Genomic DNA, 25,382 nt, shown 5'->3' with positions numbered 1-25,382 from the left:
TGTAGCTATGTAATCGGGAACTTTAGCGAGCGCGTAGCGGCGTGTTTGGTTTGCGCCTGGCACCGCCGTTGCGGGTAGTGCATCCGGTTTTTGAGGTTGACCAGTCGCCAACGCTCGTTCTACGGCGAGCAGCACTCGAACGTCCCTGAAGCCTTCTTCCCCGCCTGGTTCTGGCATTGAGTCGCTCAAAATGCAATCTGAGAAGTACGCCGTCTCGCCTGCAAACTGATCGAGAACAGGATGCGAGTGCTCTTTAGTCTGGTCACCGACAGTAGCGCGGTAGGTAATGCCCACACCCTCGCCGTAACCGAAACAGGGAGAGGCTTCGATTTCGCCCTTGGTGCCAATGAGCTGGAAACGCTCGCTGCTTGGAAGGGTGTAGCTGATGGTGAACTGTGCCATGCGATCTCCGGAAACCTAAGGCACACGCTTACCGTATCGGGGGTTCCCAGTGTGCTGTCGGGTGCGGTCGTGCCCACCGCGCTGACCTCGATGGGCTCCTCACCCAATAGCTGTCGCACCATATTCAGCGGGTACGGCCCCATATCGAGTACAGGGCCTGCTGCAAAGCCGTTCTGCATCCGATGGTTGGTTGGTTTGACCGTCTGTGTGAATGTCGACGTGAACAGGCGGGGTTGCCCGAAGTCTCCGGCATGCACGCGCTCGATCATTTCGAGGGTGCCTGGCTCAAAATGCAGGCGGTAAGCAATCATGAACTTTGCATTCGAGCGATGCGCCGCTGCCTGCATTGCCTTGCAATCATCCTCATTGGAGGCCATGGGCTTTTCCAACAGCACATGTATGCCTGCTTCCAGGGCGGGCACTACAAATTCGCGGTGCATGAAGTTGGGCGTTGCGACATAGACGGCATCGATCTCACCGGACGCCAACAATTCGCCGTATGGCGTGTAGCTGTAGCTTTTCAGGGCGTAGCGTTTGGCTAGCTTGTCTGCCTTGATTGGATCGCTCGTTACCAGGGCTGTCAGGATGGAATTCTCGGTCTGTCCAACCCCTGGCATAAAGGCGCCTTGGGATATCGATCCGCCCCCGACCACTGCGTAACGAATTTTGCCGTTCAAATCGGGCATGTGAGCCTCCTTGTGCTTAGGCAATCAACGTGTCGCCTGCTAGATGTCGTCCATGTCGATCACCAAAGAGTTCCATTTAGATAGAGGCGAAAGCGGGCAAGAATCTCATCCGCTCAGTTCAGAATGAGGGCGAACCTCAAGCTCATGTGGGGCATCGGTATCGGACGGCTCGAGATTGCCCTGATCACTTTTACCTAGAGAACTGTACTGGTCACGAAGCTTTCTGAGCTCTTTTGAACTCATGCTTTCTAAGCAGAGACTCGCGTTTTGTGCCTCCTTGGTGGCTCGAATCAGCTCGTCAATTTTGAGATGCAAAATGTCATTGTCGCGGTTTTGCGTATTTTGGATAAGAAATACCATCAGGAACGTGATGATGGTCGTCGACGTGTTGATGATGAGTTGCCACGTGTCGTTGTAATGGAAGTACGGCCCTGTGATCCCCCAGACGCCTATCAAAACGATAGCCAAAAGAAAGGTTTTTGAGCTGCCTGCCCAGTTGGAAAGTGCTTGGCAGAACCGTGCGAATTTCATGATGTGGACTCCTGTTGTGTGTACAAATAGACCGCCCAAAAGCTTGAAATTCTTTCTTACATTTTAACCGTTCGTCGGCTACCGAAGTTACCGCATAAGAGGTGGGCGTCCCATGGCGCTCTAAATTTTATTCGTTGGAAATCTTTGGAATGTTCCGCTTCTGTAGTGGTCGATCGAACAACGCCCGTTGAGTTCAGCTCATGCCCATCGCAAATGAAATAGTCCAATACTTGCGTGAGCACGCCTTGGTCGTGACCACTGCAGAGTCCTGCACCGCAGGTAAAATCGTGACGCTGTTGTCTGGAGTGGAAGGCAGCGGCGAATTCATCGAATGTGGTTATGTGGTCTATTCGCCACAGGCCAAGCAACGATTGCTCCATGTCAGCCCCCAGACTATCGAGACGTTCAACCTGACGAGCGTCGAGGTCGCTAAGGAAATGGCGAAGGGGGCTTTACGAGACAGCACTGCAAATGCCGCCATCGCGACTACGGGGATACTCGGCCCCGACGATGTGGATGGAATTCCTGCGGGCACAATTTGTTTTGCCTGGGCGTTTCAGTCCGATGAAAAGTGCTATCTCTTCAGTCACGAGCACCGATTCTCCGGCGGACGTTGTCGGGTTCAAGAGGAAGCCACGGAATACGCATTACGCCAGCTTCCTCACTTTCATTGCCGCGCACGGCTCGGCGATACAGGTGAAGCCTGATGAGCGAAGACGCCGATCATCCAGACTTGAAAAGCCGAAACCGTCCCCTTCGTGAGGACATGGCCTATCAATTGAAAGTTTGGCGTTTCGAGCGGGTCGGCTGGTACGTGTTGGTTCTAATTTTGGTGATGGCGCTCGGGGGCGTGTTTTCCAGAGGTCTGCTCAGTTCGAGAGATGTGCGTAGCGACGATGGGAAGGTGAGGGTCGAATATGAAATGTTTCATCGAAACGGCTCTACCAACTCAATGAAAATCACGCTAACAGAAAGGCCAAACTCACCCGTTGAGCTGGAGCTGGCTGGGCAGTTGCTAGAGGGCTTCAGCATTGAAACATTACAACCTCAACCGTTGCGCTCACGAAGCTCTTCTCAAGGCATGAAACTCTGGATGCAAACTGATGCTGACGGACAGGCGACGCTGTACATCACTTTGCGCGGCGACGCGGTCGGTCTCTTCCGCAGCCAAATCACCTCATCTGGCACTCGCAGCGTAAGGCTTGTTCAATTCATTTTTCCTTAGGTGGCCTATGGACTCTGTCTTACGTGCCGGAGCAATGTATTTAGCCCTTATGGTGCTCTTCAAGATTGCTGGGCGTCGCTCATTGGCAGAGCTGACGACCTTCGATTTCGTCTTGCTGATGATGATCGGCGAAGCCACCCAGCAAGCGCTGCTGGGCGATGATTTTTCCATTACCAACGGCATACTCGTCATCGTGACGCTGATCGCCATTGATGTTGGTCTGTCGCTGCTTAAACAGCGTTCTGGCTGGGTATCAAGGCTGATCGATGGCGAGCCAACGATCATCGTCGAGAATGGCAAGCTCCTGCACAGACGCCTGCGGCACGCTCGATTAGTCGAAGCTGATGTAATGGAGGCTGCGCGCTCCAGCCAAGGTATCGAGCGGCTGGAAGAGATCAAGTTCGCGATAATTGAGCGCAACGGAAAAATCTCCATCATTGCCAAAGAAAATTAAAACCCAGACCCGTGCTTGCTGGAGGCTTGTGATTTTCTTGGAACGACCGTATTCGATCGGGGCCTAAGCGTTAACACCCTAAGGAGGGCTAAATCATGTCTGAAGCCACCAGCTATTTTGCGATTGCTGTCGCCGTGTTCATTCTGCTTGTCGATCTATGGGCCATTGTCAGCGTGTTTCGGAGCGACAAAACCGTAGGGATAAAAGCCGCGTGGGCGCTCGGTCTGATCATTTTCCCGGTATTGGGTTTGGTCGTCTGGGGAGTCGCCGGACCACGGGGGATCAAGGAGGGGCCATCTTCGCCCGAGCACAGCAAAGGCTGACTGCAATCTTTGCGAATCAGAGCCTCTGCATTTAACGCGAAAGGTGGTTTCCCATTGCTGCGTTTCATGCTCATAACGCAGAAAGCTGTGGAGGAAAAATGTCAGAGCCCTCTCCATCGTTTGGAGCGCCTTTGCGCGCTTGGTTCGTACACATTTCCCGCTCGGGGAGGGGAGGATTGTCCTTCTGGATACTCTTGTTGTGTGTGGCTGTTTTCCTGATCGTCTGCGGTTATGGCGCATTCATCGGTGTCAATAAGGCGAATCTCCACCTTGCTTTTCTGGGCGGACTTTCCGGTTTCGCTGCGACAGCTATCGGCGCAGCCGCAGCCATAGCATTGCGAGATATCGCCGCCCGTACGCAAGACATCATGCTTGGCTTTGCCGCCGGCATGATGCTGGCCGCCAGTTCCTTCTCGCTCATTCTCCCTGGTATTGAAGCAGCACAGGCCCTTTGCGCAAACCAATTGCTCGCAGCATGCGTTGTTGTTGCGGGATTGGGATTGGGCGTAGCGCTGATGGTCGGCCTTGATCGTTTCGTCCCTCACGAACACGAGAAAAGCGGACGCAGGGGACCGGGTGCGCAGCGTATCAATCGGGTTTGGTTGTTCGTCTTGGCAATCACGCTGCATAACCTGCCAGAAGGCATGGCTATTGGGGTGAGCTTCGCCAACGGCGATATGAAGGTGGGGCTGCCTCTGACAACCGCAATTGCCATACAGGACATTCCGGAAGGGTTAGCAGTCGCCCTGGCATTACGAGTGACAGGCATCAGCGCGCTTCGAGCCGCGCTGATTGCGGTTGGTTCGGGGCTGATGGAACCCTTGGGGGCAATTGTTGGTTTAGGGATTTCCAGTAGCTTTGCCTTGGGGTATCCCATCGCTCTCGGCTTGGCAGCTGGCGCCATGATTTTTGTAGTGTCCCATGAGGTCATTCCCGAGACACATCGCAATGGTCATGAGACACCAGCGACCTTAGGCCTGATGCTGGGTTTCGGCGTCATGATGTTTCTTGATACAGCCCTGGGCTAGCTCTGAACCTTTTATCAGTCACCCCGAAAATTTTCGGAACACCTCTTAAATTGAGCAGGTCAGTTTTCATGCACGGCAAATATTGCTTGCCGGTGAATTCCATACGGACGCCGCGATTAGGCGACGCCCGACTGACCAGAAGGAAGTCTCGAAATGGCTAGAAAAACTGTCGAAGATTTGTTTATCCACGAACTCTCTGATGTTTACAGCGCGGAAAAGCAAATCACCAAAGCCTTGCCGCGCTTGGCGAAAGCGGCGACCAACCCGCTGTTGGCGGAGGCCTTTACCTCACACCTGGAAGAAACCCAGGGCCAGATCGAGCGCATTGATCAATTGGTGGAACTGACCGGGATAAAATTGAAGCGCATGAAATGCGTGGCGATGGAGGGGTTGGTTGAAGAGTCGAAAGAGCTCTTGGAAGAGATCGAGAAGGGCGCCGTTCTTGATGCAGCGTTGATTGGCGCGGTGCAGAAGGTGGAACACTATGAAATAGCCGCCTATGGCACCCTGATAGCGATGGCCAAACACCTCAAATATGACGACGCTGCAAAGTTGTTGGCTGCGACGCTCGCTGAGGAAAAAGGCGCCGATGAAAAGCTGACAAAGATTGCTGAGCAGGGTGGCAATCAGGCTGCAACGTTGGAATCCAAGTGACAGCAGTGATTTGAAACCAGGCGGCGCCGCAATGGCGCCGCTTGCCACTTATAAGTGCCTGCGCGAGAGACCAAAAATGTCTGATGCACAACGTGGAGCTATTTCCAGAGCCTCAAACCCGCAAAACACGCTTTCCGAGTTGTTAGCTCAACTCCTGATGGCTCGCGGGCCAGGTTGGCAGGAAGATGAGGTTCGCGAAATATGCTTGCAAACCATTACTCCTCTCTGCGACGAAACATGGGTTGATGCCGCAGGTAACGTCATAGGACTTATTAAGGGTAAGCGGAAGGCTACCGAATCGCGCGGAGCTGTAAGGGTCATGGCGCACATGGATGAAATCGCGATGGTGGTTAAGAGCGTCAATGAAGATGGCACATTGAGAGTTATCGCCCTCGGAGGCGCGAACCCGGTGAATTTCGGTATGTGTCCGGTTGATATTCTGGGTGATAACGAAATTATCCCAGGCGTTTTGTCTTTCGGCTCAATGCATGCGACGCAGAATGCGCCTCAAGGCGCTGATGTGTTATCGGGAGATGTGCATTGGAATGACGTTCATGTGATTACGCGATCTTCACCCCCGATCCTGCGCACTCAAGGCGTACGTCCAGGTACGCGGGTCGTGTTGAGTCGTCATTGGCGTGAACCGTTTCGAGTGGGTGACGCCATCGCGGCGCATTTTCTGGATGACCGTGCACCCTTGGCGGCCATAATTGATGCCGCGCATCAATTGAGCCATCGCCGAGATGAGCTGGCATGTGATGTATATTTTGTATTTACGACGTCGGAAGAAGAATCCAATGCAGGGGCGATGTTCGCATCCGCGTCCCTACCAGGTGAAACCACCATCGCTGTAGAGGTCGGGCCAGTGATGGATGAGTATGGAACGAAGCTGAGCGTCGATCCAATCATCAATACCGGCGACGAAAAGGGTTATTACACACGCGACATCGTGATGGCCTTAGCCGCAGCAGCAGAGCGCTGTGGTTACAGCCCTCAATATGCGTTACTCGTCGATTTTGCCTCAGATGCGAGCGCCGTATTAAGCAATGGCTCGTCGGCTAGAGCGGGGTGCGTAGCAATACCTACCGAAAACACTCATGGTTATGAGCTGATTTTAGATGGCGCAGTTCGGGCTTGTTCGGCGACGCTTTGCGAGTACCTGATGACTTGCTAAAGGCAGGAAATGAACCCGGTGTGCGCTTCGATAGATTTGGTTTATCTACCCAACTTCCATGCGTTTATCTTAAAGCATCGACTTACCATATGATTTTACGCTTCGCTTGTTAATCGCGCCTTTCGTCGCCTTTCGTTGAAAAAAAATAAACCGCTGAATAGTTTTTGGCTTCTTAATACTGAGCCTGTTCACTCAGACAGCCTCTAGGTATAACTCCTTTTTGCCCGTACTCAGTGCGGGCTTTTTTTCTATGGGTTTATATGGCTAAAGAGTTACCAGCTAATGGCGAGCGCCCATCGAGCGGTTGTAGCCACCCTTATATACGTAAAGGTTATTATCTTGGCTTAAGCCCAGATGTTTATGTGTGTATGTATTGCGCAGAGCAACGAAAACCTGAGCAATGGGACAATTTTGAGCACCGACGTCGGCCACCTACAGGAATGCTTAATGATGTGGAGCGATAATAAGCTTTCGCTGGCCGGACCCTGTATTTGATCGTTCTGTGATGGTCAACTGCGCAACGATGCCGGCATAGCCTGCCAGCGTTTGACAGCGTCAGCCTTGGCTCAATGACGATGATCGCGTACCCCTGAGTAGATGAGGGCAAACCGATTCAGCAACTGGTGGCGCACGCTTCAGCCACCGCTTGAAGCCTTCCAAAATTAGCCGCCAAGGGTTAACCCATCACTTTGTCAGAACTTAGCGCATGCCGATGGAATTATTGCGTCGTGTGCGGCTCTTTCTGAATAGGACGCGCAAAAAAGCGCCCCCCGTAATAGGTGCCGGCAGTCGCTGGCGCTTGAAAAAAACAAGCGGATGGAGCCAGTCATGCGTGCGTTGCCCGGTTACTTAGTTTTTCTGTTTTGTCCCGTTGCTCTCGGGGTGTATTTGTCTACCGGTGGCCGTTGGCGGATATGCCTTGCACGCCACCAAAGGAGTCTCTCATGACTGTCTTTCAATCCCTGCTTAGTAGTTCTGACCAGGGGCTACGGGAAGGCCCATTGCGCAGCCAGTACCAGCGTCTCCTCACAGATTGGAACACGGAATCTTCCCAATGGGCGGCCGAGTTTTTGCAAGCGCAGTTGGACTGCCTCGGTCCCGTTGAAGACAATCCGCTGCCTACGTCGCCCGACCAACTTATGGATTGGGTGGTGCTCAACTGCTCTAGCGTTGCTCAGGAATACGCGCGTTACTTGCATGGTCGGATGCAAGGAGGCGGCCGCCGGTATTTTCTAAACAAAGCTCATGCCTTGTACTTTTTGCAATGCGTGGCACCCACCAAACAAGTGGACGGTGCCTGGCTATACGGTGTACTTGCGCACTGGCGGGACTACCGCTACGACGGGCTTTTGACCACTTATTTGGAAGAGCTCGGCGATGGTGAACCAATGCAAAATCATGTCGCGATATACCAGCGTCTGCTGGCCGAGCAAGGCTGCGACGGCGATTTCGCATGGCAAGACCAGCACTTTCACCAAGGCGCCATCCAGCTGGCATTGGGTCAAAGCGCCGAGTCGCACTTGCCGGAGATCCTCGGGTATAACCTGGGTTATGAGCAACTGCCGTTGCACTTGCTCATCTGCGCCTACGAGCTCAAGGAACTGAGCATCGACCCCTATTACTTCAGTTTGCATGTGACCATCGACAACGCCAGCAGTGGCCATGCTCGCCGGGCCGTGCAAGCGGTCCTGGCATTGATGCCGCGCGGGATGGACGCGCAGGAATATTGGCAACGGGTACGGCGGGGTTATCAACTGAACGACCTTGGACTGGGCTCTACGGCGGTGATCCAGGCGTTTGACTTGGAAAACGAGTTGGTAGCAATGCTTGAGCGCAAGCGACTGTTCGGCCAGCACATGCATTCGGATTACTGCCGCTTTGAAGGTAAGAGTGTCAACCAATGGCTGGCGCACCCCGGGCAGGTTCGCGGCTTCTTGCAGGCCCTTCAGGACAAAGGCTGGATCAAGCGCAACCGCGCCCCTGAAGACAGTCGTTTCTGGCAATTGATCGAAGGCGCGGGTGCCGCCATGTTCGGCGTGTTCAGCGGTTATGAAAAACAATTGCTGCGGGACTGGATCGCCGGTGACTGGCGTGATGAAAAAAGTACTGCGCACGCGCGCCCGGCGCGGCCCGTATCGCTGGACGCAAACACGCAAATGTTGGATGACCCTGAAACTCAGGCACTCCGTAAGGCACTGCAGGAGCCCGACGGCGAGCAACTGCTTTCCCTTTTATTACCGTGGCTGGGCCCTGACCGCCATCATCGGCCCGCCGGCTTGTTTGCCACCCGCCGTTTTATCGAATTACGCGCAGCTCTGCGCTGACTGACAAGGAGCCCTGCCAATGGTCGACTCACTGTGCCCAACGCCCTCCGGGTCATCGGCCCAATCGCATGCTGATCGGGTACTGCTCAATCTGGGCCGCCGCCTGCAGGCGCAGGGCTATCGCTTTATAACGCCCACACCGCTGACCCATCAACGGGTCATGGCGCGTTGGGATAATGCACCGGCTAGCGATACGCGCGGGATATTCGGTTGGTCGCGGCCCTTCGATGCTGAGGTTTTCGAGGCTGCCGAACGACAGGAACTGCAACAGGCTGAAATTATCGTCAAGACGCATGGCAACTGGCGGAGCCGGGTGCGGTGGTCGAATCTGGGCCCGTTGCTGTTGGCGCATTCGGCGTTTCCGACAGAAGCCGCTGATGCGGTTTTTTTCGGCCCCGACACTTACCGCTTCGCCAGCGTAATCGAAGAGAGCTTGCGCCAACGCTTCGCGCCGATCCGCCGCGCCGTGGACATCGGCTGCGGTTCGGGCGCCGGTGCCTTGCTGGTGGCGCGCGCCCGGCCTGACGCAGAGGTGCTCGCGGTGGACATCAACCCAAAGGCGTTGCGCATGAGTGCGGTCAACGCCGAACTCGCCAACGCACCGAACGTCAGCGTATACCACAGTGATGTGCTCGACGGCGTTGATGGTCGCTTTGACCTGATCCTCGCCAATCCGCCCTACATGAAGGACAGTCAGCAGCGGTCCTACCGCCACGGTGGTGGTGAATTGGGCGAAGCGTTGTCGCTGCGCATTTTGCGCGAAGCGCTGCCCCGTTTGGAACGCGATGGCACTTTATTGCTCTACACCGGGGTGGCAATGGTCGATGGCCGCGATTTGTTCCTTGAATCCGCTCGCGCCTTGTTGAGTAGCGATGCTTTTGGCTGGACCTACCATGAGCTTGACCCGGACGTGTTTGGCGAAGAGCTGGAAAAACCAGGGTACGAGCGCGTCGAACGCATCGCAGCGGTGGCGCTTTCCGTTACTCGAGTGAGTTGACTGCGTATGGATCGCACTCAGCGCTTTGGCATTGAAGAAGAATATTTCATTACAGATCTGCGCAGTCGGCGAATGCTCGCCGAGCCGCCAGCTCACGTGCTTGCGGCGTGCCGCGAGGTCATCGGCGATGGCTTCTCTTATGAGATGTTCCAGGGCCAGGTCGAAGTGGCGTCTCCAGTGTTTGACGACGCCGCAGAAGCGGCCACTTACCTGGGCCGGGTGCGCCGCGAGTTGAGCCAGGCGTTGGCCGGATATGGACTGGGGTTTATATGCAGCGGCGTACACCCATTGGCCGATTGGCGGGCGCAACGTGCTACGCCTCAGGTCCATTTTCAGCGCTTGTTCGAGGAGTTCCAGATCGTCGCGCAGCGCAGCGTGCTCAGTGGTCTGCATGTTCACGCAGAGATCCCGACGGGTGTTGATCGAATCGCAGTGCTGAACGAGGTGTTGCCCTGGTTGCCGATGCTGCTGGCTCTTAGCGTTTCATCGCCGTTGTGGCAGGGTCAGCCCAGTGGGTATTGCAGTTATCGGCAAGTAGTCTGCGATGAGTGGCCGCGCATGGGTATCCCTGAGTTTCTATCGGATGAGCAGAGCTTCGAGCAGTACCTGGGCTTATTGAAACGTAGCGGGGCGCTGGCAAAGGATGCAAATGTCTGGTGGGGTTGCCGGCCCTCGTTGAGCTACCGGACGCTCGAGTTGCGCATGACCGACGCGTGCCCGCGTTTGAGCGACGCGTTGGTCCTGGCGGGACTGTTCCGGATCATGATCAAACACGCCTGCCAGATGCCGGCACCCGGCAGCCAATACAGCCTTGAACGTCTTTGGCTGCTTAAGGAAAATCGCATTCGCGCTCGTCGTTGCGGACATCATGGGTGCTTCACGCTGGCTCCGGACACCGAGGCAATATCACTTGAACAGTGGCTGATTCTGGCTGAGCAGCAATTCGGCGAAACCGCCCGTGTGTTGGGAGAAGACGTCGTGTTCGACCACGCACGGCAAATGCTGCGCGACGGCAGCAGCGCCGAGCGTCAACTGCGCGTCTTTAGTGCACAGTCTTCGCCCGGACTGCAAGGCGGGCAAGCAGTGGTTGACCTGTTGTTGGAAGAAAGCCGGGAGAACCCGTGAAAGTGCTGTCCGGCAGATTGAAATCTGCGCTAAAAAAAGCTAAGGGGAAATAGGATCACTGGCGGGGAACGTTTCTTCGATAGCTTCATCGAGCTGGCTGTCGCTTATGGCACGCTCATGGAGGGTGACGCTCGATTCGCAATGGCAGTCAGCGGCCGGGCAAGGTTGCCCGTGTGGGTGCAGGTTGGCACACGCTTGACTGCAGTAGCGCTTTCCGTCCCGTTGATGGTCTGCCAAGGCGTCGCACTGACAAGTAGCGCAAGCGCATTGACCGAGATGGGTAGTGTTTGACATGGTATCTCCTTACTGCCGATCTCCTGGTTTAAGTTGCCTGATTTTCATCAGCGCCAAGGAAGTTTTAATATAAAGATGGGGCCGTAGGCGTGGTTATATTATTGGCCTTGAGTTTACGTCAAAATAGGCTGCCGAGCAGGGGGCAACGGTGCTCCGAATAGTACAGAAGTGCTGCTTCTCGCCGACAGTCACCCGGTTTGTTTCGGTCAAGCGATCGATAAGGAGCTATCGACGGCGCCGGTATATCCGGTTACGCCGCGGTTATGAGCACGCCGAAACGAGCCTCAAAGGGCGGCGAGGCCGCCCTCTGTTTGAGCGCTAAGATCCCGACTTTCGGCCGCCGCCATGGCTGTGTTGACCGCCCTTGCGTCCTGCTTCAGACGCTTTCTCGCGGTCATTGGCAAAGTTTCCGCCCGATGATTGGCCGCCTTTTTTCCCGGCTTCGGAAGCTTTTTCGCGGTCGTTAGCAAAGTTACCTGGATTTTTGTTGCCTGTAGTCATGAGAGTTCTCCATTTACTAAGGTAGCGCTTCGTTAGTTTCCCATTTTCTGCAATGGGCATTTACTGGGATGTCGCTCGGCGAAAAAATGTTTTAAGAATTTTACCGGAAGGCGACAGGCGGTAGTTAATAATACGTATCTCATAGAGTGCCGATTCTGAGAGGGCGCTAGATATTAATTTGATGGCAGCCACCGATCGCTCCGCTTCGCTTAGTTGGCCTCACCCATACTTTTCGCTGAAGCTTGCACTTTTAAGTCGGCACGTCGGGAATACCTGGCCGTTCGTCTTTTACATGGCACCGCAAACTGCTGGGCGATACCAAATGGTTTCATACGTGTACACAGGAGAAGCTTGCTATGAACCATGACTCATCCAATGGTCAAGACCTGCCGCCGGAAAAGTCGCCTGAGCCGAATGAGGATGGTTGCGTCCTGGGAACGGCCGGGCGCAACGAAGATCCGAACGCAACAACTGACTGGGACCACCCCGATGACACATCACCTGAACGGGCGCCTGAGGAGCCAGACGGTGGAAAAAATCAGGGTGTCACGCTTCCGCCCAACGGCACCCCTGGGATAGACACCGTTCCTTGCCCGCAGAACGACGACGGGAAGTGAGCCTACAAATGCTCTGGGCCACGGTTTCGCTTGATGCGCAGCACTCGACCGCTGGTCGCGCAGCAAAGGTTTATTTTGAAATTTATCAACAGGGAGGCGCCTCACAGAAAGGTAGGCAGCGCTCCAACCGGGCGCTGCCCCTTCTTAAGCCTGAGGAGATTTGTTCATGTTTCTACATAACAAGCGACTTCAATACACCGTACGTGTGGCCGAGCCTAATCCGGGCCTGGCCAACCTGTTGCTGGAACAGTTTGGCGGCGCTCAAGGGGAGCTGGCGGCAGCGTCCCGCTACTTCACCCAGGCCTTGGCTGAAGACGATCCGGGCCGCAAGGATCTGCTGATGGACATCGCCACCGAAGAGCTCAGCCATCTGGAGATCGTCGGGTCCATCATCGTGATGCTCAACAAGGGCGCCAAGGGGCGAATAGCCGAAGGTGTGGAAGAGGAGGGCGAGTTGTATCGCTCCCTTAACGGCGCCGGCAATGACTCTCACATCACCAGCCTGCTGTACGGTGCCGGTGCTCCATTAACCAACTCCGCGGGAGTGCCCTGGACAGCGGCCTATATCGACACTATCGGTGAGCCCACCGCGGACATGCGCTCCAATATCGCGGCCGAAGCCCGCGCCAAAATCGTCTACGAGCGGCTGATGAATGTCACGGATGAACCGGGCGTAAAAGAGGCGCTGGGCTTTTTGATGACGCGGGAAATCGCGCATCAATTGTCTTTTGAAAAGGCGCTGCATTCGATCCAGCCGAACTTCCCTCAAGGCAAGCTGCCGGGCATGCAGGAATTCACGCAGGTTTATTACAACATGTCCCAAGGCGCGGAAAGTATGCGTGGCCCGTGGAACCAGGGCGAAGAGTGGGAGTTCGTGGAAAGCCCGCAACCGGCGGTCGACGGTGGTGATGGCTTGGCCACTGTGCAACTGAATGCCGATGACGAAGCGACATTGAGCGCGATGAAAATCCGCACCGCCTCGGACGCGACGAGCGACCCCGTTACCGGCGCTGACCTGGGCTCGGGAATGCAACCAAAACCCGAAATTTGAAGCTTGGCAGCCGCACGCTTTCGGGCGTGCGGCGCCTGCCATTTTTTATCAAGAGGACTAACGACATGGCGACTCCACAGGAAAACCTGCTTGATTGGCTACGTGATGCCCATGCGATGGAGCAGCAGGCCGAAAAAATGCTCAAGGCGCAATCCGAGCGCCTGGAACATTACCCCCAGCTCAAGGCACGGATCGACCAGCACATTGAGGAAACTCTCGGCCAGCAGCAACTTATTGACCAGTGCCTGGCGCGTCTGGGCGGCAGCTCATCGACCCTGAAAGACATGGGGGGCAAGCTGATGGCGTTCGGCCAGGCAGTCGGTGGCTCACTGATGAGTGACGAAGTCATCAAGGGCGCGATGGCCGGTTACGTCTTCGAAAACATGGAAATTGCCAGCTACACGGCGCTTATCGCCGCTGCGAAAGAGGCCGGTGATTCGGAAACTCTAGCGGCCTGCGAAAAGATCCTGCCGCAGGAAATCGCCATGGCCGAGTGGCTGCTAGAGCACTTACCGGAACTGACGCAAGCGTTCCTGCGTCGCTCAGCCGACCCCGACAAAGCAGCCAAGCGCTGACGTAATGCGCGGCGCCCGACCGCCTGCGGCGGGCGCCTGTTCAGCGCAGGGTGGCACTGCGCGACGTTTTCACGGTCCATGGAACACGCACCACGTAACTGGAGGTGAACCTTGGCAAGCAAGAAAAAGCCCGTGGTCGACCGTATCGATCCGGCGCGGCTCTCTTCCAGCCGCAAAGACCTGTTTTTCGCGGCGATGGAAACCAGCCAAAGCGCAATGATCGTTTGCGACCCGGCACAAGCCGACAACCCGATCATCTTCGCCAATCAGGCGTTCCTGAGGCTGACGGGGTATGAACAGGATGAAGTGATCGGGCGCAATTGCAGGCTTCTGCAAGGACCTGAAACCGATAAGCGTGCGTTGCGGCAAGTGCAGCATGCGATGACATGCCGCCATGAGGTATGTGTGGAAGTAATCAACTACCGCAAGGACGGCTCGACGTTCTGGAATGAACTGTTCATTTCGCCGTTGTTCAATGAGAGCGGCCAATTGGTGTACTTTTTTGCCTCTCAGCTTGACGTGAGCCGGCGCCACGACGCAGAACTGCGCGTGCGCCGCGTTCAGGACCTGGAGGCCCTAGGGCAACTGACCGGCGGCATCGCCCATGACTTCAATAACCTGCTGCAGGTGATGGTCGGTTATCTCGAACTGATCCAGCAGAGCGCCAAGCGCCCCGGTACCGACCCGCAGCGCATTCTCAACAGCGCCAGCCGCGCCAGGGCCGCCGCCGAAAAAGCTCAAACCTTGACCCAACAGCTACTCGCGTTCTCGCGCAAGCAACGTCTCGACAGTCGCGTAATCAACCTGAACACCTTGCTGAGCCGCACCGATTTTTTGGCGCAGACACTGCAGGATGTCCAGCTGCATGTGAATCTGGCTGAGGACCTGTGGAACTGTCGTATTGACCCTGCGCAGGCGGAGCTGGCGGTGCAGCATTTGTTATCCAACGCCCAGGATGCGCTAGGAGGACATGGCGAGCCGACCGTGACAATCAAGACGTGCAACGTTCAGGTTCCGGGCGATGCCAATGCGCAACGCGACGGGTTGGCCGAAGGCCGCTACGTGGGCCTCTCGATCAGCGATAACGGCAACGGCATCGATGAGAGCGTCCAGGAGAAAATCATGCAGCCGTTCTTCACCACCAAGGAAGAGGGCAAGGGTTCAGGTCTGGGATTGTCGATGGTGTATGGCTTCGTCAAGCAATCGGGCGGTACTGCACGCATCCATTCCTACCCAGGCGTTGGCACGACGGTATGCCTGTATTTTCCGGCGAACGACAGCCAGCTCTGGGTCGAGCAAACGCCCGCGACTACTTCGCTTCAAGGCGACGAGCACATCTTGATTGTGGAGGACCGGCCCGAAGTGGCCGAGCTCGCGCAGGAGGTTCTGTCTGACTACGGTTATAGCACCGACATTGCACACACTGCCGCCGAGGCGCTGGATCGGCTCGCCGGCGCGACCTATGACCTGGTGTTCAGTGACTTGATCATGCCCGGCCAGATGAATGGCGCGGAACTCGCGCGCGAGATAGCGCACTTGTATCCGCATACCAGGGTGCTGCTTACGACGGGCTATGCGAAAGACTCGCTGGAGCGCGCGGATATACAGGTGCATGAATTCGAGTTGATTGCCAAACCCTACCAGCCCGCTGATCTGCCCAGGAAGATTCGCAGCTTGCTCGACACAGCGTGGACAGCGCCAGCATCAGGTTGAGGATCATCACCAACAGAATCGAGAAGCCGAAGATCGAGCGCGCCCAGCGCGCTGGATCGACCCGGCGCACGCTGCTGTTGGCCAGCGCCAGCCAGTAACCGCCCAAGGCGCTGATCACGGCGAAATACAGCATGCCCATCTGGGCTACCACTCCCAGCAGCAGGGTGCTGGCGAAGAAAGCCAGGGTGTACGCCTGTATTTGCCGGTGGGCTTGGGACAGGGTCAGCAGCGGCAGGCGCGCTGCGCGGAAGTCTTCGCGGCGCATCACGGTGATGGCGTGTGAATGGGGCATCTGCCAGCAGCAGAACACCAGCACTAACATCATCGCCGTGGCGTCGAACCTTGCGGTGACCGCGCAATAGCCGATCACCGGCGGCATTGCCCCGGAGAGGCCGCCGACCAAGGTGCCCCAGTGGGAACGGCGCTTGAGCCAGAAGGTGTAGACCCCCGCATAGATCACCAGCCCGACCAGCGCCAGGCAGCACGCCAGCAGGTTGCTGCCCGCGCAGAGCAGGCCGAAACCACTGACGCCCAGTGCGATGGCATAGCTGGCGGCGGTGGGCACCGCGATGGTTCGCAGCGCCAGTGCGCGATGGCAGGTTCGCACCATGCGCCGATCAATGTCTCGATCGGCGCAGTTGTTAATGACACAACCGCAACCGATAACCAATGCAGTGCCGAGCAGGGTGGCAACTAGGTGCGCAGGGTCTGCCAGGCGCCCGCCGCCAGCGAGGAAATAACCCCCCAGCACCGACGTGAGATTGCCAAAAATGATCCCTGGCTTGGTCAGTTGAATTCCTGCATTGAGCAGCCCCAGCCAGTACCTCAGTGCGCCAGCATGTTGTTGTGAATACTGTCCATGATCCATAGCGAGAGCCCTACCAGCAAAAGAATGATGACCGCCGAAAAAATCAGTGCAATCAGGTTCCAGCGTTGTTCCTCGGCCGTATCCAGATGCAGGAAGAACTTGAGGTGGACCACGATCTGGATAACCCCCAGCGCCACCACCAGCCAGGCGGTGATGGTGCGCGGCAGCGAAGGGAACATCACCAGGGCGAAAGGGATCAGGGTCAGCAGCACCGACAGCAGGAACCCGACCAGGTAGGAACGGCTGCTGCCATGGCTGGTACCGGCGCTGCTGTGAATCGAACTTTGCTTGTACATGTCACACCACTCCCAACAGATAGATCACGGTAAACACGCAGATCCACACCACGTCCAGGAAGTGCCAGAACAGGCTCAGGCAACTGAGCCGGGTGGCGGTGGTTTTGGTCAGGCCTTTCTGGCGAATCTGCACCATCAGCACAGCCATCCAGATCAACCCCGTCAACACGTGCGCGCCGTGGGTGCCGACAAGAGTGAAAAAAGCGGTCAGAAACGCGCTGCGGTCCGGTCCGTAGCCTTCTGCGATCAAATGGCGGAACTCGTTGATTTCCATGGCAATGAAGCCGGCGCCGAGCACGAACGTGAGTCCCAGCCAACGCAGCACCTGGCTTTGCTGGCCACGGTTCATCGCCAGCATCGCGTAGCCGTAGGTGATGCTGCTCAACAGCAGCAGCATGGTTTCAGCGAGCACATAGGGCAGTTCGAAAATATCCACGCTCGAAGGACCGCCGGCCACGCTGTCGCGCAACACCGCATAGCCGGCGAACAAGCTCGCGAACAGGATGCAGTCGGTCATCAGGTAAATCCAGAACCCGAAGACGCTCAGCGAACCCGCGTCTTCATGTCCGTGTTCCTGAGTATGAGCGATGTCTTTTTCAATCACGATATTGGACATGGATCAAGCCTCTGCCAGGTCTTTGAGACGTGCCGTTTCGATGCGCGCCACCTCTTGCGCGGACACGAAGTAATCAGTGTCTTCGTCGTAGCTGCGCACCACGAACGCGACCACCGAAGCCACCAGGCCGAACGCCGCCAGCCACCAGATGTGCCAGACCAGGGCGAAGCTGCAGATCAGCGCGAACAGGCTGATCACCAGGCCCGAGGCGGTGTTGCGCGGCATGTGAATGCTTCGGTAGTCGGTGTGGCTGAGGGTGCTCACGCCGCGCTCCTTCATGCCCCAATAAGCGTCCAGGTCATTGACCTTGGGTTGCTCGGCGAAGTTGTACAGCGGTGGCGGAGAGGCGGTGGCCCATTCCAGGGTGCGCCCGTCCCACGGGTCGCCAGTAAGGTCGCGGTATTGGTGGCGGTTACGGATGCTGACGAACAGCTGCAGAGCCTGGGAAATTACGCCGCAGAGGATGATGAGCACGCCCAGCACTTCCAGCAGCAGCCACGGCCGCCATTCCGGGTTGTCGAAATGGTTGAGGCGCCGGGTCATGCCCATAAAGCCCAGTACATACGACGGCATGAACGCGAAATAAAAGCCGATCAGCCAGCACCAGAAGGCGATGCGGCCCAGCTTGTCGTTCAAGCGGAAGCCAAAGGCCTTGGGGAACCAGTAGGTCAGGCCGGCCATGTAGCCGAACACCGCGCCGCCGATGATCACGTTGTGAAAATGCGCGATCAGGAACAGGCTGTTGTGCAGCATGAAGTCAGCGCCCGGCACTGCCAGCAATACCCCGGTCATCCCGCCGATGCTGAAGGTCACGATAAAGCCCAGGGTCCACAGCATGGGGGTCTCGAAGCGCACCCGGCCACGGTACATGGTGAACAGCCAGGTGAAGATTTTCACCCCGGTCGGCACCGCGATAATCATGGTCATGATGCCGAAGAACGCGTTGACGTTACCCCCTGCGCCCATGGTGAAGAAGTGGTGCAGCCACACGATGAACGACAACACGGTAATCGCAATCGTCGCCCATACCAGCGACACGTAACCGAAGAGCCGCTTACTGCTGAAGGTCGCGGCAATCTCGGAAAACACTCCGAACGCCGGCAGGATCAGGATGTACACCTCCGGATGCCCCCAGGCCCAGATCAAGTTCACGTACATCATCGGGTTGCCGCCGGCTTCGTTGGTAAAGAAATGCATGCCCAGGTAACGGTCCAGGGACAGCATCAGCAGGGTGGCGGTAAGAATTGGAAACGACGCCAGGATCAGCACCGAGGTGCACAGCGCATTCCAGGTGAACACCGGCATTTTGAACAACGTCATGCCTTCGGTGCGCATCTTCAAAATCGTGACGAAGAAATTCAGCCCCGTCAGTAACGTGCCGACGCCGGATATCTGCAGTGACCATATGTAGTAGTCCACCCCGACCCCGGGGCTGTATGCCAACCCGGATAACGGCGGATAGGCGACCCAACCGGTTCGCGCAAACTCACCGATCCCCAGTGAGACGTTGACCAGCGCGGCACCGGCCACGAACAGCCAGAAGCTCAGCGCGTTGAGAAACGGGTAGGCCACGTCGCGTGCGCCTATCTGCAACGGCACCACTACGTTCATCAGGCCGACCACGAAGGGCATGGCCACGAAGAAAATCATGATCACGCCATGGGCAGTGAAGATCTGGTCGTAGTGTTCCGGCGGCAGATAACCCGGCCCGCCACTGGCGGCCATGGCTTGCTGGGTGCGCATCATGATTGCGTCGGAAAAACCGCGTAGCAGCATCACCAGCGCGACGATGATGTACATACATCCGATCTTTTTGTGGTCCACCGACGTGAACCACTCGCGCCACAAATAGCCCCATTTGCGTTTCCAGGTAATGGTGCCCACCATCGCCGCGCCGATCAGCCCGATGAAGGCCAGCGTGTACATCACAATCGGTTCAGTGGTTGGAATCGCATCCCATGACAGTTTTCCGAACATTGTTATTGCTCCTCGGCCAGTAAACTGGGGTGTTTATCGACGCGCTTTTCAGTACCGCTCAATGGCGCTCGCCTGGTTTTATTGGCCTTGTTCATGCCTTCGTATTTATCGACGATGTCCAGGAACAGCCGCTCCTGCACTGCCGAGTAATAGGTCACGGGGTGCTTGATGGTGGGCTTGGCCAAGTGCGCATAGCTCGTTTGGTCAAGGACTGTGGAGGCGCCCTTGACCTTGTTCGCCCAGGTCTGGAAGTCGGTGGGGCTCAATGACAGCGTGGTGAAATGCATGTCGGAAAAACCGGGGCCGTTGTAGTTGGCGGCGATTCCCTTGAACTCGCCGGTTTCGTTGGCGATCAGGTGCAGCTTGGTCTGCATGCCTGCCATCGCATAGATCTGCCCTCCCAGCGCCGGGATGAAGAAGGACGTCATGGCCGCGTCGGAGGTGATGGTGAAACTCACAGGCGTGTGCACCGGCAAGGCCAGTTCGTTGACGCTGGCGATACCCAGGTCGGGGTAGATGAACAGCCACTTCCAGTCGATGGCCACCACTTGGACGTTGATCGGTGGCGTGTCCGAGTCGAGCGGGCGATAGGGGTCGAGGGCGTGGGTGGTTTTCCACGTCACCCAGCCCAAGGCGATGATGATCAGCAGCGGCACGCCCCACACTACTGCTTCGATTTTGTGGGAACTGGCCCAGCGCGGTGAGTAACGAGCCTTTTTATTGGTGGCGCGGTAGCGGTAGGCAAACACAAACGTCAGCACGATCACCGGCACCACCACCAACAGCATCAGGCCCGTGGCGAGGATAATCAGGTCGCGCTCATCGGTTGAAATCTGCCCCTTGGGGTTGAACACCACTAAGTTGCAACCGCTCAACAAGAAGACGCTGGCGAGATATGCCAGGTAATAGCCAATCGCTCGTTTCATGCCTTGCTCCTGTATGGAAAACGTCCGTTGTTACGGCGCCGAAAGTCCGGCGACAGTGTTCGTAAATTACTTAAGCGAAACGCTGGCGCTGCGCTTGTTAGTTCCTGACGCCAGGCAATACGGCGCCATCAATGGATAAAACCCATCAGCTGCCCGGATCTGTTGGCTTTCGCTGCTGCTCTGCGGTGCGTTTTTCACCGCGCTGCCGAATATTTTGAATAGACGTCACGGGGTTGGTTTAACAATTTGTTACTTCGCCTGACGAACGGCTTAACAAGCGAAACGGCACTAGAGCTTTATAGGCGCATGATGCAATTTCCCTTGTAAAAAAGACGGAATCCCTCTTAAGGCATTCAGGTCTTACTTGAAGGTCAACCCACTAACGGTCCGGGAGAACAGTTATGTTTATTCGTGGTAATACTTATAAGGCATGGGCCCAAAAGGCATTGGAAGAAGAGTGCTTTACTCAGGAAGTGGAAAACGGGTGCCATATCGAAGTCAGGGCCCGGGAGCGCGAAGACGCCGATATCGAAGTGCTGGTCAGCGTCTATACCGCGATGGGGCAATGCGTGATTGAACGCACCAGCCAGTTGCCGGGCGCCGAATGGACCGTGCACGACGCGCTCAAGCGCGGCATTGATCAGGCGGAACGGATTGCGGGCGGCGAATCGGGGCGTTTGCCCTGCGCTGACGCGCACCTGCACGAGGACGATTGACGGGGCGCCTGCGCCGGGGTTGCAGCGGAAAACGGAACTTTGGCGGCGCGTGGATTTTCCATTGTAGAGAGCCCCGCGTCAGCCGGCCCGCGCCCGCTGATTGCTGATAACAACCCCGCCGCCCGAGCCGCCCATGTCCGAGTTCAGCTTCAGCCAAGCCGCACCCACAAAACCGTCCTTGCGCCGCGCCGTGACGGGCCCGATGTTGTTTCTGTTCATTCTCGGCGATGTACTCGGTGCCGGCGTGTACGCGCTGGCCGGCACCATCGCTGGCGAGGTGGGTGGGGCGATCTGGGTGCCGCTGCTGGTGGCGTTGTTCTTCGCCATGCTCACGGCAGGTTCGTACGCGGAGCTGGTGACCAAGTACCCCTATGCCGGCGCTGCTTCGGTGTTCGCCGAGAAGGCATTCAAGTCACCGCTGATTTCGTTCCTGGTCGGCTTTTGCATGCTGGCGGCCGCCGTCACCAGCGCGGCCGGGCTGTCCCTGGCATTTGCCGGCGACTACCTGGCGGCGTTCGTCGACGTATCACCGCACCTGGCCGCGCTGATATTCCTGATGGTGATAGCGCTGCTCAATGCTCGCGGTATCAAGGAGTCGTTGGGCGCCAACATGGTCATGACCTGCATCGAACTGTCCGGGCTGCTATTGGTGGTGGTGGCCGCGGCCTGGTGCATCCAGTCGGGCGAAGCCAACCTCGGCCGCGCGCTGGAGTTCAAGGCCGGCGTCAACCCTATGCCTGCGGTGCTGGGCGCTGCATTGCTGGCGTTCTATTCGTTTGTCGGTTTTGAAACGTCGGCTAACCTGGGCGAAGAAATACGCGGGGTGCGCAAGGTGTATCCGCGTGCGCTGTTTGCCGCGTTGGTGACGGCCGGCATCGTGTATACGGCGGTCGGTGTCGCTGCTTCAGTGGTGCTGCCGATGGACAAACTGACGGCCACCTCGGCGCCGTTGCTCGAGGTGGTACGCGCCTCGGGCTTGAGTATCCCGCCCCAGCTCTTCGCCTTCATTGCACTGGTGGCGGTCGCCAACGGTGCGCTGTTGACCATGGTCATGGCCAGCCGCCTGGCCTATGGCATGGCCCGCATGAGCCTGTTGCCGGGGCCGCTTTCGCGTGTGCTGCCCAAGCGGCGTACGCCTTGGGTCGCGATCATCGCCAGCACCCTGGTGGCCATCTCCTTGACGTTGACCGGCACGCTCGCAGCGTTGGCCGAGACGGTCGTGCTGTTGCTGCTTTTCGTGTTCCTCAGCACCAACCTGGCGGTGCTGGTATTGCGCCGCGACCTCGTCGCAGAACACCATTTTCGTGTGCCGACCTGGGTGCCAGTGCTGGCGATTGTTTCCTGCCTGATCCTGCTCAGCCAGCAAGGCCTCGACACTTGGTTGCGAGGCGGCGCGTTGATGCTGCTGGGTAGTGCGCTGTACGCGTGCAATCGCCTGGCGACGCCGGTCGCGGAGCCTGGCTAAACCGCTCATCGGAGCATGGGTATCGGCATCTACGGCTCACACATCCCCCGCTGTTCGGCGTGCCAGGCATTGAAACCACACGCACGACCCTCAGGGCTTAAACACCACCCGCAGGCAATTATCGGTTTTTTCCTTGAACAGCTTGTAGCCTTGCGCCCCGTCTTCCAGGCTCATGGGATGGGTCAGCAAGTAGGCAGGGTCAAGCTCGCCTTTGCGAATATGCTCGAACAGGGTCGGTGCGTAACGCTGCCCCGGTTGCTGTCCGGATCTTAGCGTCAACGCCTTGTTGACGATCGCGCCCATCGGGAACTTGTCGAGCAACCCACCGTACACGCCGACCACCGATACCGTGCCGCCTTTACGGCAGGCACGTATGGCCTGCCTTAGCACGCTGCCGCGTTCGGTGTGCAGCCTGAGCAACTGCTTGGCCTTGTCATAGGCATAGTCGATCTCGGTGCCATGCGCCTCCATGCCCACACAATCAATGCAGCGATCCGGGCCGCGTCCGCCAGTCAACTCCAGCAAGGCTTCGTGCACGTTGGTTTTCTCGTAGTTGATAGGGATCGCCTTGCCGCGTTCTTCGGCAAGGCGCAGCCGGTCGGGGTAACGATCAATCGCGATCACCCGCTCGGCGCCCAACAGGTAAGCACTGCAGATCGCCATCTGGCCAACGCCGCCGCAGCCCCACACTGCCACGGTGTCGCCGGGCTGGATATCGGCATTGTCCGCCGCGAAGTAACCGGTGGGCGCCGCATCCGAGACAAACAGCGCCTGCTCATCGCTCACGCCTTCGGGCACCTTGAACAGGTTGACGTCGGCGAACGGCACCCGCACGTAGGTCGCGTGACTGCCCGGGTAACCGCCAAAAGCGTGGCTGTAGCCGATGATGCCGCAGCATGGCTGGCCATACATCAGGTCCGTCGCCGACGGGTTTGGGTTGGAGTTGTCGCAGCAGGAGAAATCGCTGCGCTGGCACGGCTCGCAGTTGCCGCAGCCGATGATTGAGATGGTGATCACTTTGTCACCCTTGCGCAGGTCGGTGACGCCTTTGCCGACCTCGACCACTTCGCCCATGAATTCGTGGCCAATGATATCGCCGGGCTTCATGGCCGGTACGTAGCCGCCGAGCAGGTGCAGGTCCGAACCGCAGACAGAGGAGAGGGTGACGCGAATGATCGCGTCCCGTGGGTTGAGGATCGCAGGGTCGGCGACATGGTCGACTCGCAGTAGATTAGGTGCTTGCCAAGTGAGTGCGCGCATCAGTGGGGTCCTCCTTCGATAACAACGCCGGTTTTGGCTGACGGATGATCGGTTGCGACCTGGTCAGCGCCGGCGTGTACGTAAAAAAAATCGTCGTCCTGTTCCGGCCTGGAGCGGTTGTTGCTGACCTCGCCGGTCTCCAGTTGCTGCTTCACTGCCTGCAGGGCGTTGAGCAAGGCTTTGTCGCTGAACAGGCTGATCGCACGCGCCAAGCCATAGCCCAACTTGGACATTGCCGGCTTGCACACCACCACCGCCTTGACCTGGGTTCCACGGCCGGCCGGGGCGGGGCTCAGCGAGACGGTAATGTCGTGAGCCCATCGCGCGTCGCCTGGTGTTTTCCAATGCAGTACATGGCGATCCTGTGTATCGATCTGCACAAGCGCGCACTGCAGGCGCCGGCCGGCCGGTGCGCGGAGCTTCCAGAGCGCGGTGTCCGGAGTCAGTTGCTCGACACTGTCGACCCAGCGCAGCAACGGGCGGATGTTCTCGGGCCTGGCGATGAAGGCAGACACCTCATCCGATGGGCGCAAGATCGTGATACTGCGCGTGATTGCCTCGCTGATCGGCCACTGATGTTCGCGGCTGAATTGTGTTTCGTAGGGGGTTGGTGTCAACACCCGCTTCAGTGCGCAGTGCCCGGCTGCACCGCGAATCACACCGTAGGCGCCCGCCGCAACCTGGAGTGCACCACTCAACCCACCCTTGCGACAGCCATGCAGTAATAGGGCAGCGCCAGCGGCCAGCGAAAGTGTGCGCTCAGCCTTGGTCATTGTGCCGCTTCGGTGCGCGTCAGGAGGGGTGTGGGTGGATATTAGTGGCTGGTCAGTCATGGTCAATCCTCCGATGGATGTCTCTGCGATAGAAAAACCTGCGCAGCTTGAGTTCCACCGCATTTCACGATTAGAGATGAAAGGTTTCGCGCCCTTGAAGTTCAAGTTACTCATAGCAGCGCATTGGGGCGCGGCGAAACAAGCCGACGTTGTGTATATAAGTGCGGCGCACTAGTCACCGGCTCGCCGAACAGCGTAACGGCTCTATGAACTGCTCAAAAAAAGCCCGCACGGAGTACGGGCAAGACAGGAGTTTTACCAGAGCCTGGAGGGAACAGGCTCAATAGTAAGAAGCGATAAAGCGATAACGGTTTGGTTTTTTTCAGAAGGCGCCGACGAATGGTCATATCCCGATAGTGCCGCAAGTTGGCGCAACTAAAAATACACATCAAGAGGGAAAATCTGAACCTTCGCGCTGCTCCAATAACAAAAATCAGAAGGAGGGCATATGAAAAATTCTTTATATATTATCGAGTACGAATACCATCATAAGCCGAGATCTTTCATTATAAGAGCGGATGTCATGAATAATGCAGAGGCGTGGCATTGGGCATCTTGCGATGCTGGGATCGGTATAATTCCTCGGTCACGCCATGAAAAGATCAAACGGGTCAGCAGACCCCTTGCAGAACGCTACGGCCTGGAGAACGTCAGGTGGCGTCCTTCTGGAAGTATTCCGTTTATTGCGCAGCCCTATGTACCACCACCCCCTGAATGAGCGTAACTTTTAACAAATACGCACATTTGAATA

The 25,382-nt window shown here is 57.2% G+C and carries 26 protein-coding genes and 1 pseudogene; 16 read left to right on the top strand and 11 right to left on the bottom strand.

Going from position 1 to position 25,382, the window contains the following annotated elements; translation table 11 throughout:
- Positions 1-185: 185 nt before the first annotated feature.
- Both DYL59_RS16895 and DYL59_RS16890 read right to left on the bottom strand, forming a co-directional pair.
- Positions 186-1,088 carry a Gfo/Idh/MocA family protein gene (locus DYL59_RS16895; RefSeq protein ID WP_238340701.1) on the bottom strand — a complete coding sequence of 301 codons (903 nt, stop codon included), beginning with the start codon at positions 1,086-1,088 and terminating at the stop codon, positions 186-188.
- 105 nt (positions 1,089-1,193) lie between these two features.
- Positions 1,194-1,619 carry a low affinity iron permease family protein gene (locus DYL59_RS16890; protein WP_073637681.1) on the bottom strand — a complete coding sequence of 142 codons (426 nt, stop codon included), beginning with the start codon at positions 1,617-1,619 and terminating at the stop codon, positions 1,194-1,196.
- A gap of 200 nt (positions 1,620-1,819) precedes the next feature.
- Here DYL59_RS16890 and DYL59_RS16885 point away from each other — a divergent pair, with 200 nt between their 5' ends.
- From DYL59_RS16885 to DYL59_RS16840, 10 genes are all read left to right on the top strand, one after another.
- Entirely contained in the window at positions 1,820-2,326 is a 507-nt protein-coding gene (locus DYL59_RS16885; protein ID WP_135290160.1) for a CinA family protein, read from the top strand.
- Positions 2,326-2,844 carry a hypothetical protein gene (locus DYL59_RS16880; protein WP_034103404.1) on the top strand — a complete coding sequence of 173 codons (519 nt, stop codon included), beginning with the start codon at positions 2,326-2,328 and terminating at the stop codon, positions 2,842-2,844. The genes DYL59_RS16885 and DYL59_RS16880 overlap by 1 nt, the downstream gene beginning before the upstream one ends.
- Positions 2,845-2,851: 7 nt before the next feature.
- The gene (locus DYL59_RS16875; protein WP_027616380.1) at positions 2,852-3,298 is read left to right on the top strand and encodes a DUF421 domain-containing protein; all 447 of its coding nucleotides are present in this window, start codon (positions 2,852-2,854) and stop codon (positions 3,296-3,298) included.
- Between the two features lie 95 nt (positions 3,299-3,393).
- Positions 3,394-3,621, top strand: coding sequence for a PLD nuclease N-terminal domain-containing protein (locus tag DYL59_RS16870; protein WP_027616381.1), 228 nt, complete (start codon positions 3,394-3,396; stop codon positions 3,619-3,621).
- A 98-nt stretch (positions 3,622-3,719) separates the two neighbouring features.
- Positions 3,720-4,649 (top strand): ZIP family metal transporter, encoded by a 930-nt coding sequence (locus tag DYL59_RS16865; RefSeq protein ID WP_135290159.1) that lies wholly within the window; start codon positions 3,720-3,722, stop codon positions 4,647-4,649.
- 153 nt (positions 4,650-4,802) lie between these two features.
- The gene (locus tag DYL59_RS16860) at positions 4,803-5,303 is read left to right on the top strand and encodes a YciE/YciF ferroxidase family protein (protein ID WP_135290158.1); all 501 of its coding nucleotides are present in this window, start codon (positions 4,803-4,805) and stop codon (positions 5,301-5,303) included.
- Positions 5,304-5,460: 157 nt separating this feature from the next.
- Positions 5,461-6,477 (top strand): zinc-binding metallopeptidase family protein, encoded by a 1,017-nt coding sequence (locus DYL59_RS16855; RefSeq protein ID WP_238340704.1) that lies wholly within the window; start codon positions 5,461-5,463, stop codon positions 6,475-6,477.
- A gap of 944 nt (positions 6,478-7,421) precedes the next feature.
- A complete protein-coding gene (locus DYL59_RS16850) occupies positions 7,422-8,801 on the top strand; it encodes an iron-containing redox enzyme family protein (protein WP_135290156.1) in 1,380 nt (459 codons plus the stop codon).
- Positions 8,802-8,820: 19 nt separating this feature from the next.
- Positions 8,821-9,798 carry a methyltransferase gene (locus DYL59_RS16845; protein ID WP_135290155.1) on the top strand — a complete coding sequence of 326 codons (978 nt, stop codon included), beginning with the start codon at positions 8,821-8,823 and terminating at the stop codon, positions 9,796-9,798.
- Positions 9,799-9,804: 6 nt separating this feature from the next.
- Positions 9,805-10,923 (top strand): carboxylate-amine ligase, encoded by a 1,119-nt coding sequence (locus tag DYL59_RS16840; protein ID WP_135290154.1) that lies wholly within the window; start codon positions 9,805-9,807, stop codon positions 10,921-10,923.
- Positions 10,924-10,962: 39 nt separating this feature from the next.
- On the opposite strand, the gene DYL59_RS16835 is transcribed toward DYL59_RS16840, so the two are convergent.
- Together DYL59_RS16835 and DYL59_RS16830 are read right to left on the bottom strand one after the other, a co-directional pair.
- Complete coding sequence (locus tag DYL59_RS16835) at positions 10,963-11,217, bottom strand: metallothionein family protein (RefSeq protein ID WP_078828208.1); 255 nt, start codon at positions 11,215-11,217, stop codon at positions 10,963-10,965.
- Positions 11,218-11,535: 318 nt separating this feature from the next.
- Complete coding sequence (locus tag DYL59_RS16830) at positions 11,536-11,718, bottom strand: con-10 family general stress protein (protein WP_057428464.1); 183 nt, start codon at positions 11,716-11,718, stop codon at positions 11,536-11,538.
- A 783-nt stretch (positions 11,719-12,501) separates the two neighbouring features.
- On the opposite strand from DYL59_RS16830, the gene DYL59_RS16820 reads away from it, so the two are divergent.
- The 3 genes and pseudogenes from DYL59_RS16820 to DYL59_RS16810 all read left to right on the top strand — a co-directional run.
- The gene (locus DYL59_RS16820; RefSeq protein WP_135290153.1) at positions 12,502-13,386 is read left to right on the top strand and encodes a manganese catalase family protein; all 885 of its coding nucleotides are present in this window, start codon (positions 12,502-12,504) and stop codon (positions 13,384-13,386) included.
- 65 nt (positions 13,387-13,451) lie between these two features.
- The gene (locus DYL59_RS16815; RefSeq protein ID WP_104993606.1) at positions 13,452-13,961 is read left to right on the top strand and encodes a ferritin-like domain-containing protein; all 510 of its coding nucleotides are present in this window, start codon (positions 13,452-13,454) and stop codon (positions 13,959-13,961) included.
- 132 nt (positions 13,962-14,093) lie between these two features.
- Positions 14,094-15,590, top strand: a pseudogene (locus tag DYL59_RS16810) (histidine kinase famiy protein); the annotation flags it as partial.
- On the opposite strand, the gene cyoE reads toward DYL59_RS16810, so the two are convergent.
- From cyoE to cyoA, 5 genes are read right to left on the bottom strand one after another with little or no spacing between them, the layout of a single operon-like run.
- Positions 15,523-16,542 carry a heme o synthase gene (gene cyoE / locus DYL59_RS16805; RefSeq protein ID WP_337678422.1) on the bottom strand — a complete coding sequence of 340 codons (1,020 nt, stop codon included), beginning with the start codon at positions 16,540-16,542 and terminating at the stop codon, positions 15,523-15,525. The pseudogene DYL59_RS16810 and the gene cyoE sit on opposite strands and share 68 nt — an antisense overlap.
- A complete protein-coding gene (gene cyoD, locus DYL59_RS16800) occupies positions 16,500-16,838 on the bottom strand; it encodes a cytochrome o ubiquinol oxidase subunit IV (protein WP_045792174.1) in 339 nt (112 codons plus the stop codon). The genes cyoE and cyoD overlap by 43 nt, the downstream gene beginning before the upstream one ends.
- 1 nt (position 16,839) lies before the next feature.
- Positions 16,840-17,454, bottom strand: a complete 615-nt coding sequence (gene cyoC / locus DYL59_RS16795) for a cytochrome o ubiquinol oxidase subunit III (protein WP_135290152.1) — start codon at positions 17,452-17,454, stop codon at positions 16,840-16,842.
- Between the two features lie 3 nt (positions 17,455-17,457).
- Positions 17,458-19,431: a cytochrome o ubiquinol oxidase subunit I gene (gene cyoB / locus DYL59_RS16790; protein ID WP_034103402.1), complete on the bottom strand. Its 1,974-nt coding sequence runs from the start codon at positions 19,429-19,431 to the stop codon at positions 17,458-17,460.
- 2 nt (positions 19,432-19,433) lie between these two features.
- Positions 19,434-20,357 carry a ubiquinol oxidase subunit II gene (gene cyoA / locus DYL59_RS16785; protein WP_135290151.1) on the bottom strand — a complete coding sequence of 308 codons (924 nt, stop codon included), beginning with the start codon at positions 20,355-20,357 and terminating at the stop codon, positions 19,434-19,436.
- A 401-nt stretch (positions 20,358-20,758) separates the two neighbouring features.
- Here cyoA and DYL59_RS16780 point away from each other — a divergent pair, with 401 nt between their 5' ends.
- Positions 20,759-21,073, top strand: coding sequence for a hypothetical protein (locus tag DYL59_RS16780; RefSeq protein WP_027616397.1), 315 nt, complete (start codon positions 20,759-20,761; stop codon positions 21,071-21,073).
- 133 nt (positions 21,074-21,206) lie between these two features.
- Positions 21,207-22,538: an APC family permease gene (locus DYL59_RS16775; protein ID WP_027616398.1), complete on the top strand. Its 1,332-nt coding sequence runs from the start codon at positions 21,207-21,209 to the stop codon at positions 22,536-22,538.
- A 90-nt stretch (positions 22,539-22,628) separates the two neighbouring features.
- Here the strand turns inward: DYL59_RS16775 and DYL59_RS16770 are convergent, their stop codons facing one another.
- Together DYL59_RS16770 and DYL59_RS16765 are read right to left on the bottom strand one after the other, a co-directional pair.
- Entirely contained in the window at positions 22,629-23,798 is a 1,170-nt protein-coding gene (locus DYL59_RS16770; protein WP_027616399.1) for a zinc-dependent alcohol dehydrogenase, read from the bottom strand.
- A complete protein-coding gene (locus DYL59_RS16765) occupies positions 23,798-24,571 on the bottom strand; it encodes an SRPBCC family protein (RefSeq protein ID WP_238340700.1) in 774 nt (257 codons plus the stop codon). Before DYL59_RS16765 ends, DYL59_RS16770 begins: the two co-directional genes overlap by 1 nt.
- A gap of 508 nt (positions 24,572-25,079) precedes the next feature.
- On the opposite strand from DYL59_RS16765, the gene DYL59_RS31700 reads away from it, so the two are divergent.
- Positions 25,080-25,349 (top strand): DUF6555 family protein, encoded by a 270-nt coding sequence (locus tag DYL59_RS31700; protein WP_073637676.1) that lies wholly within the window; start codon positions 25,080-25,082, stop codon positions 25,347-25,349.
- Positions 25,350-25,382 lie beyond the last annotated feature (33 nt).

Origin of the sequence: Pseudomonas kairouanensis, from assembly GCF_004682055.1 — a bacterium.
Taxonomy (GTDB): Bacteria; Pseudomonadota; Gammaproteobacteria; order Pseudomonadales; family Pseudomonadaceae; genus Aquipseudomonas; species Aquipseudomonas kairouanensis.
This window is presented reverse-complemented; position numbering and strand designations above follow the sequence as displayed.

Coding starts and splice junctions, on each gene's coding strand:
- DYL59_RS16865 (WP_135290159.1), top strand. CDS start 3,720: ATGTCAGAGCCCTCTCCATCGTTTGGAGCGCCTTTGCGCGCTTGGTTC.
- DYL59_RS16780 (WP_027616397.1), top strand. CDS start 20,759: ATGTTTATTCGTGGTAATACTTATAAGGCATGGGCCCAAAAGGCATTG.
- cyoB (WP_034103402.1), bottom strand. CDS start 19,431: ATGTTCGGAAAACTGTCATGGGATGCGATTCCAACCACTGAACCGATT.
- DYL59_RS16870 (WP_027616381.1), top strand. CDS start 3,394: ATGTCTGAAGCCACCAGCTATTTTGCGATTGCTGTCGCCGTGTTCATT.
- DYL59_RS16765 (WP_238340700.1), bottom strand. CDS start 24,571: ATGACCAAGGCTGAGCGCACACTTTCGCTGGCCGCTGGCGCTGCCCTA.
- DYL59_RS16820 (WP_135290153.1), top strand. CDS start 12,502: ATGTTTCTACATAACAAGCGACTTCAATACACCGTACGTGTGGCCGAG.
- DYL59_RS16890 (WP_073637681.1), bottom strand. CDS start 1,619: ATGAAATTCGCACGGTTCTGCCAAGCACTTTCCAACTGGGCAGGCAGC.
- DYL59_RS16875 (WP_027616380.1), top strand. CDS start 2,852: ATGGACTCTGTCTTACGTGCCGGAGCAATGTATTTAGCCCTTATGGTG.
- cyoE (WP_337678422.1), bottom strand. CDS start 16,542: ATGGATCATGGACAGTATTCACAACAACATGCTGGCGCACTGAGGTAC.
- DYL59_RS16895 (WP_238340701.1), bottom strand. CDS start 1,088: ATGCCCGATTTGAACGGCAAAATTCGTTACGCAGTGGTCGGGGGCGGA.
- DYL59_RS31700 (WP_073637676.1), top strand. CDS start 25,080: ATGAAAAATTCTTTATATATTATCGAGTACGAATACCATCATAAGCCG.
- DYL59_RS16840 (WP_135290154.1), top strand. CDS start 9,805: ATGGATCGCACTCAGCGCTTTGGCATTGAAGAAGAATATTTCATTACA.
- DYL59_RS16770 (WP_027616399.1), bottom strand. CDS start 23,798: ATGCGCGCACTCACTTGGCAAGCACCTAATCTACTGCGAGTCGACCAT.
- DYL59_RS16835 (WP_078828208.1), bottom strand. CDS start 11,217: ATGTCAAACACTACCCATCTCGGTCAATGCGCTTGCGCTACTTGTCAG.
- DYL59_RS16830 (WP_057428464.1), bottom strand. CDS start 11,718: ATGACTACAGGCAACAAAAATCCAGGTAACTTTGCTAACGACCGCGAA.
- DYL59_RS16775 (WP_027616398.1), top strand. CDS start 21,207: ATGTCCGAGTTCAGCTTCAGCCAAGCCGCACCCACAAAACCGTCCTTG.
- DYL59_RS16815 (WP_104993606.1), top strand. CDS start 13,452: ATGGCGACTCCACAGGAAAACCTGCTTGATTGGCTACGTGATGCCCAT.
- cyoC (WP_135290152.1), bottom strand. CDS start 17,454: ATGTCCAATATCGTGATTGAAAAAGACATCGCTCATACTCAGGAACAC.
- DYL59_RS16855 (WP_238340704.1), top strand. CDS start 5,461: ATGGCTCGCGGGCCAGGTTGGCAGGAAGATGAGGTTCGCGAAATATGC.
- DYL59_RS16885 (WP_135290160.1), top strand. CDS start 1,820: ATGCCCATCGCAAATGAAATAGTCCAATACTTGCGTGAGCACGCCTTG.
- DYL59_RS16845 (WP_135290155.1), top strand. CDS start 8,821: ATGGTCGACTCACTGTGCCCAACGCCCTCCGGGTCATCGGCCCAATCG.
- DYL59_RS16860 (WP_135290158.1), top strand. CDS start 4,803: ATGGCTAGAAAAACTGTCGAAGATTTGTTTATCCACGAACTCTCTGAT.
- DYL59_RS16850 (WP_135290156.1), top strand. CDS start 7,422: ATGACTGTCTTTCAATCCCTGCTTAGTAGTTCTGACCAGGGGCTACGG.
- DYL59_RS16880 (WP_034103404.1), top strand. CDS start 2,326: ATGAGCGAAGACGCCGATCATCCAGACTTGAAAAGCCGAAACCGTCCC.
- cyoA (WP_135290151.1), bottom strand. CDS start 20,357: ATGAAACGAGCGATTGGCTATTACCTGGCATATCTCGCCAGCGTCTTC.
- cyoD (WP_045792174.1), bottom strand. CDS start 16,838: ATGTACAAGCAAAGTTCGATTCACAGCAGCGCCGGTACCAGCCATGGC.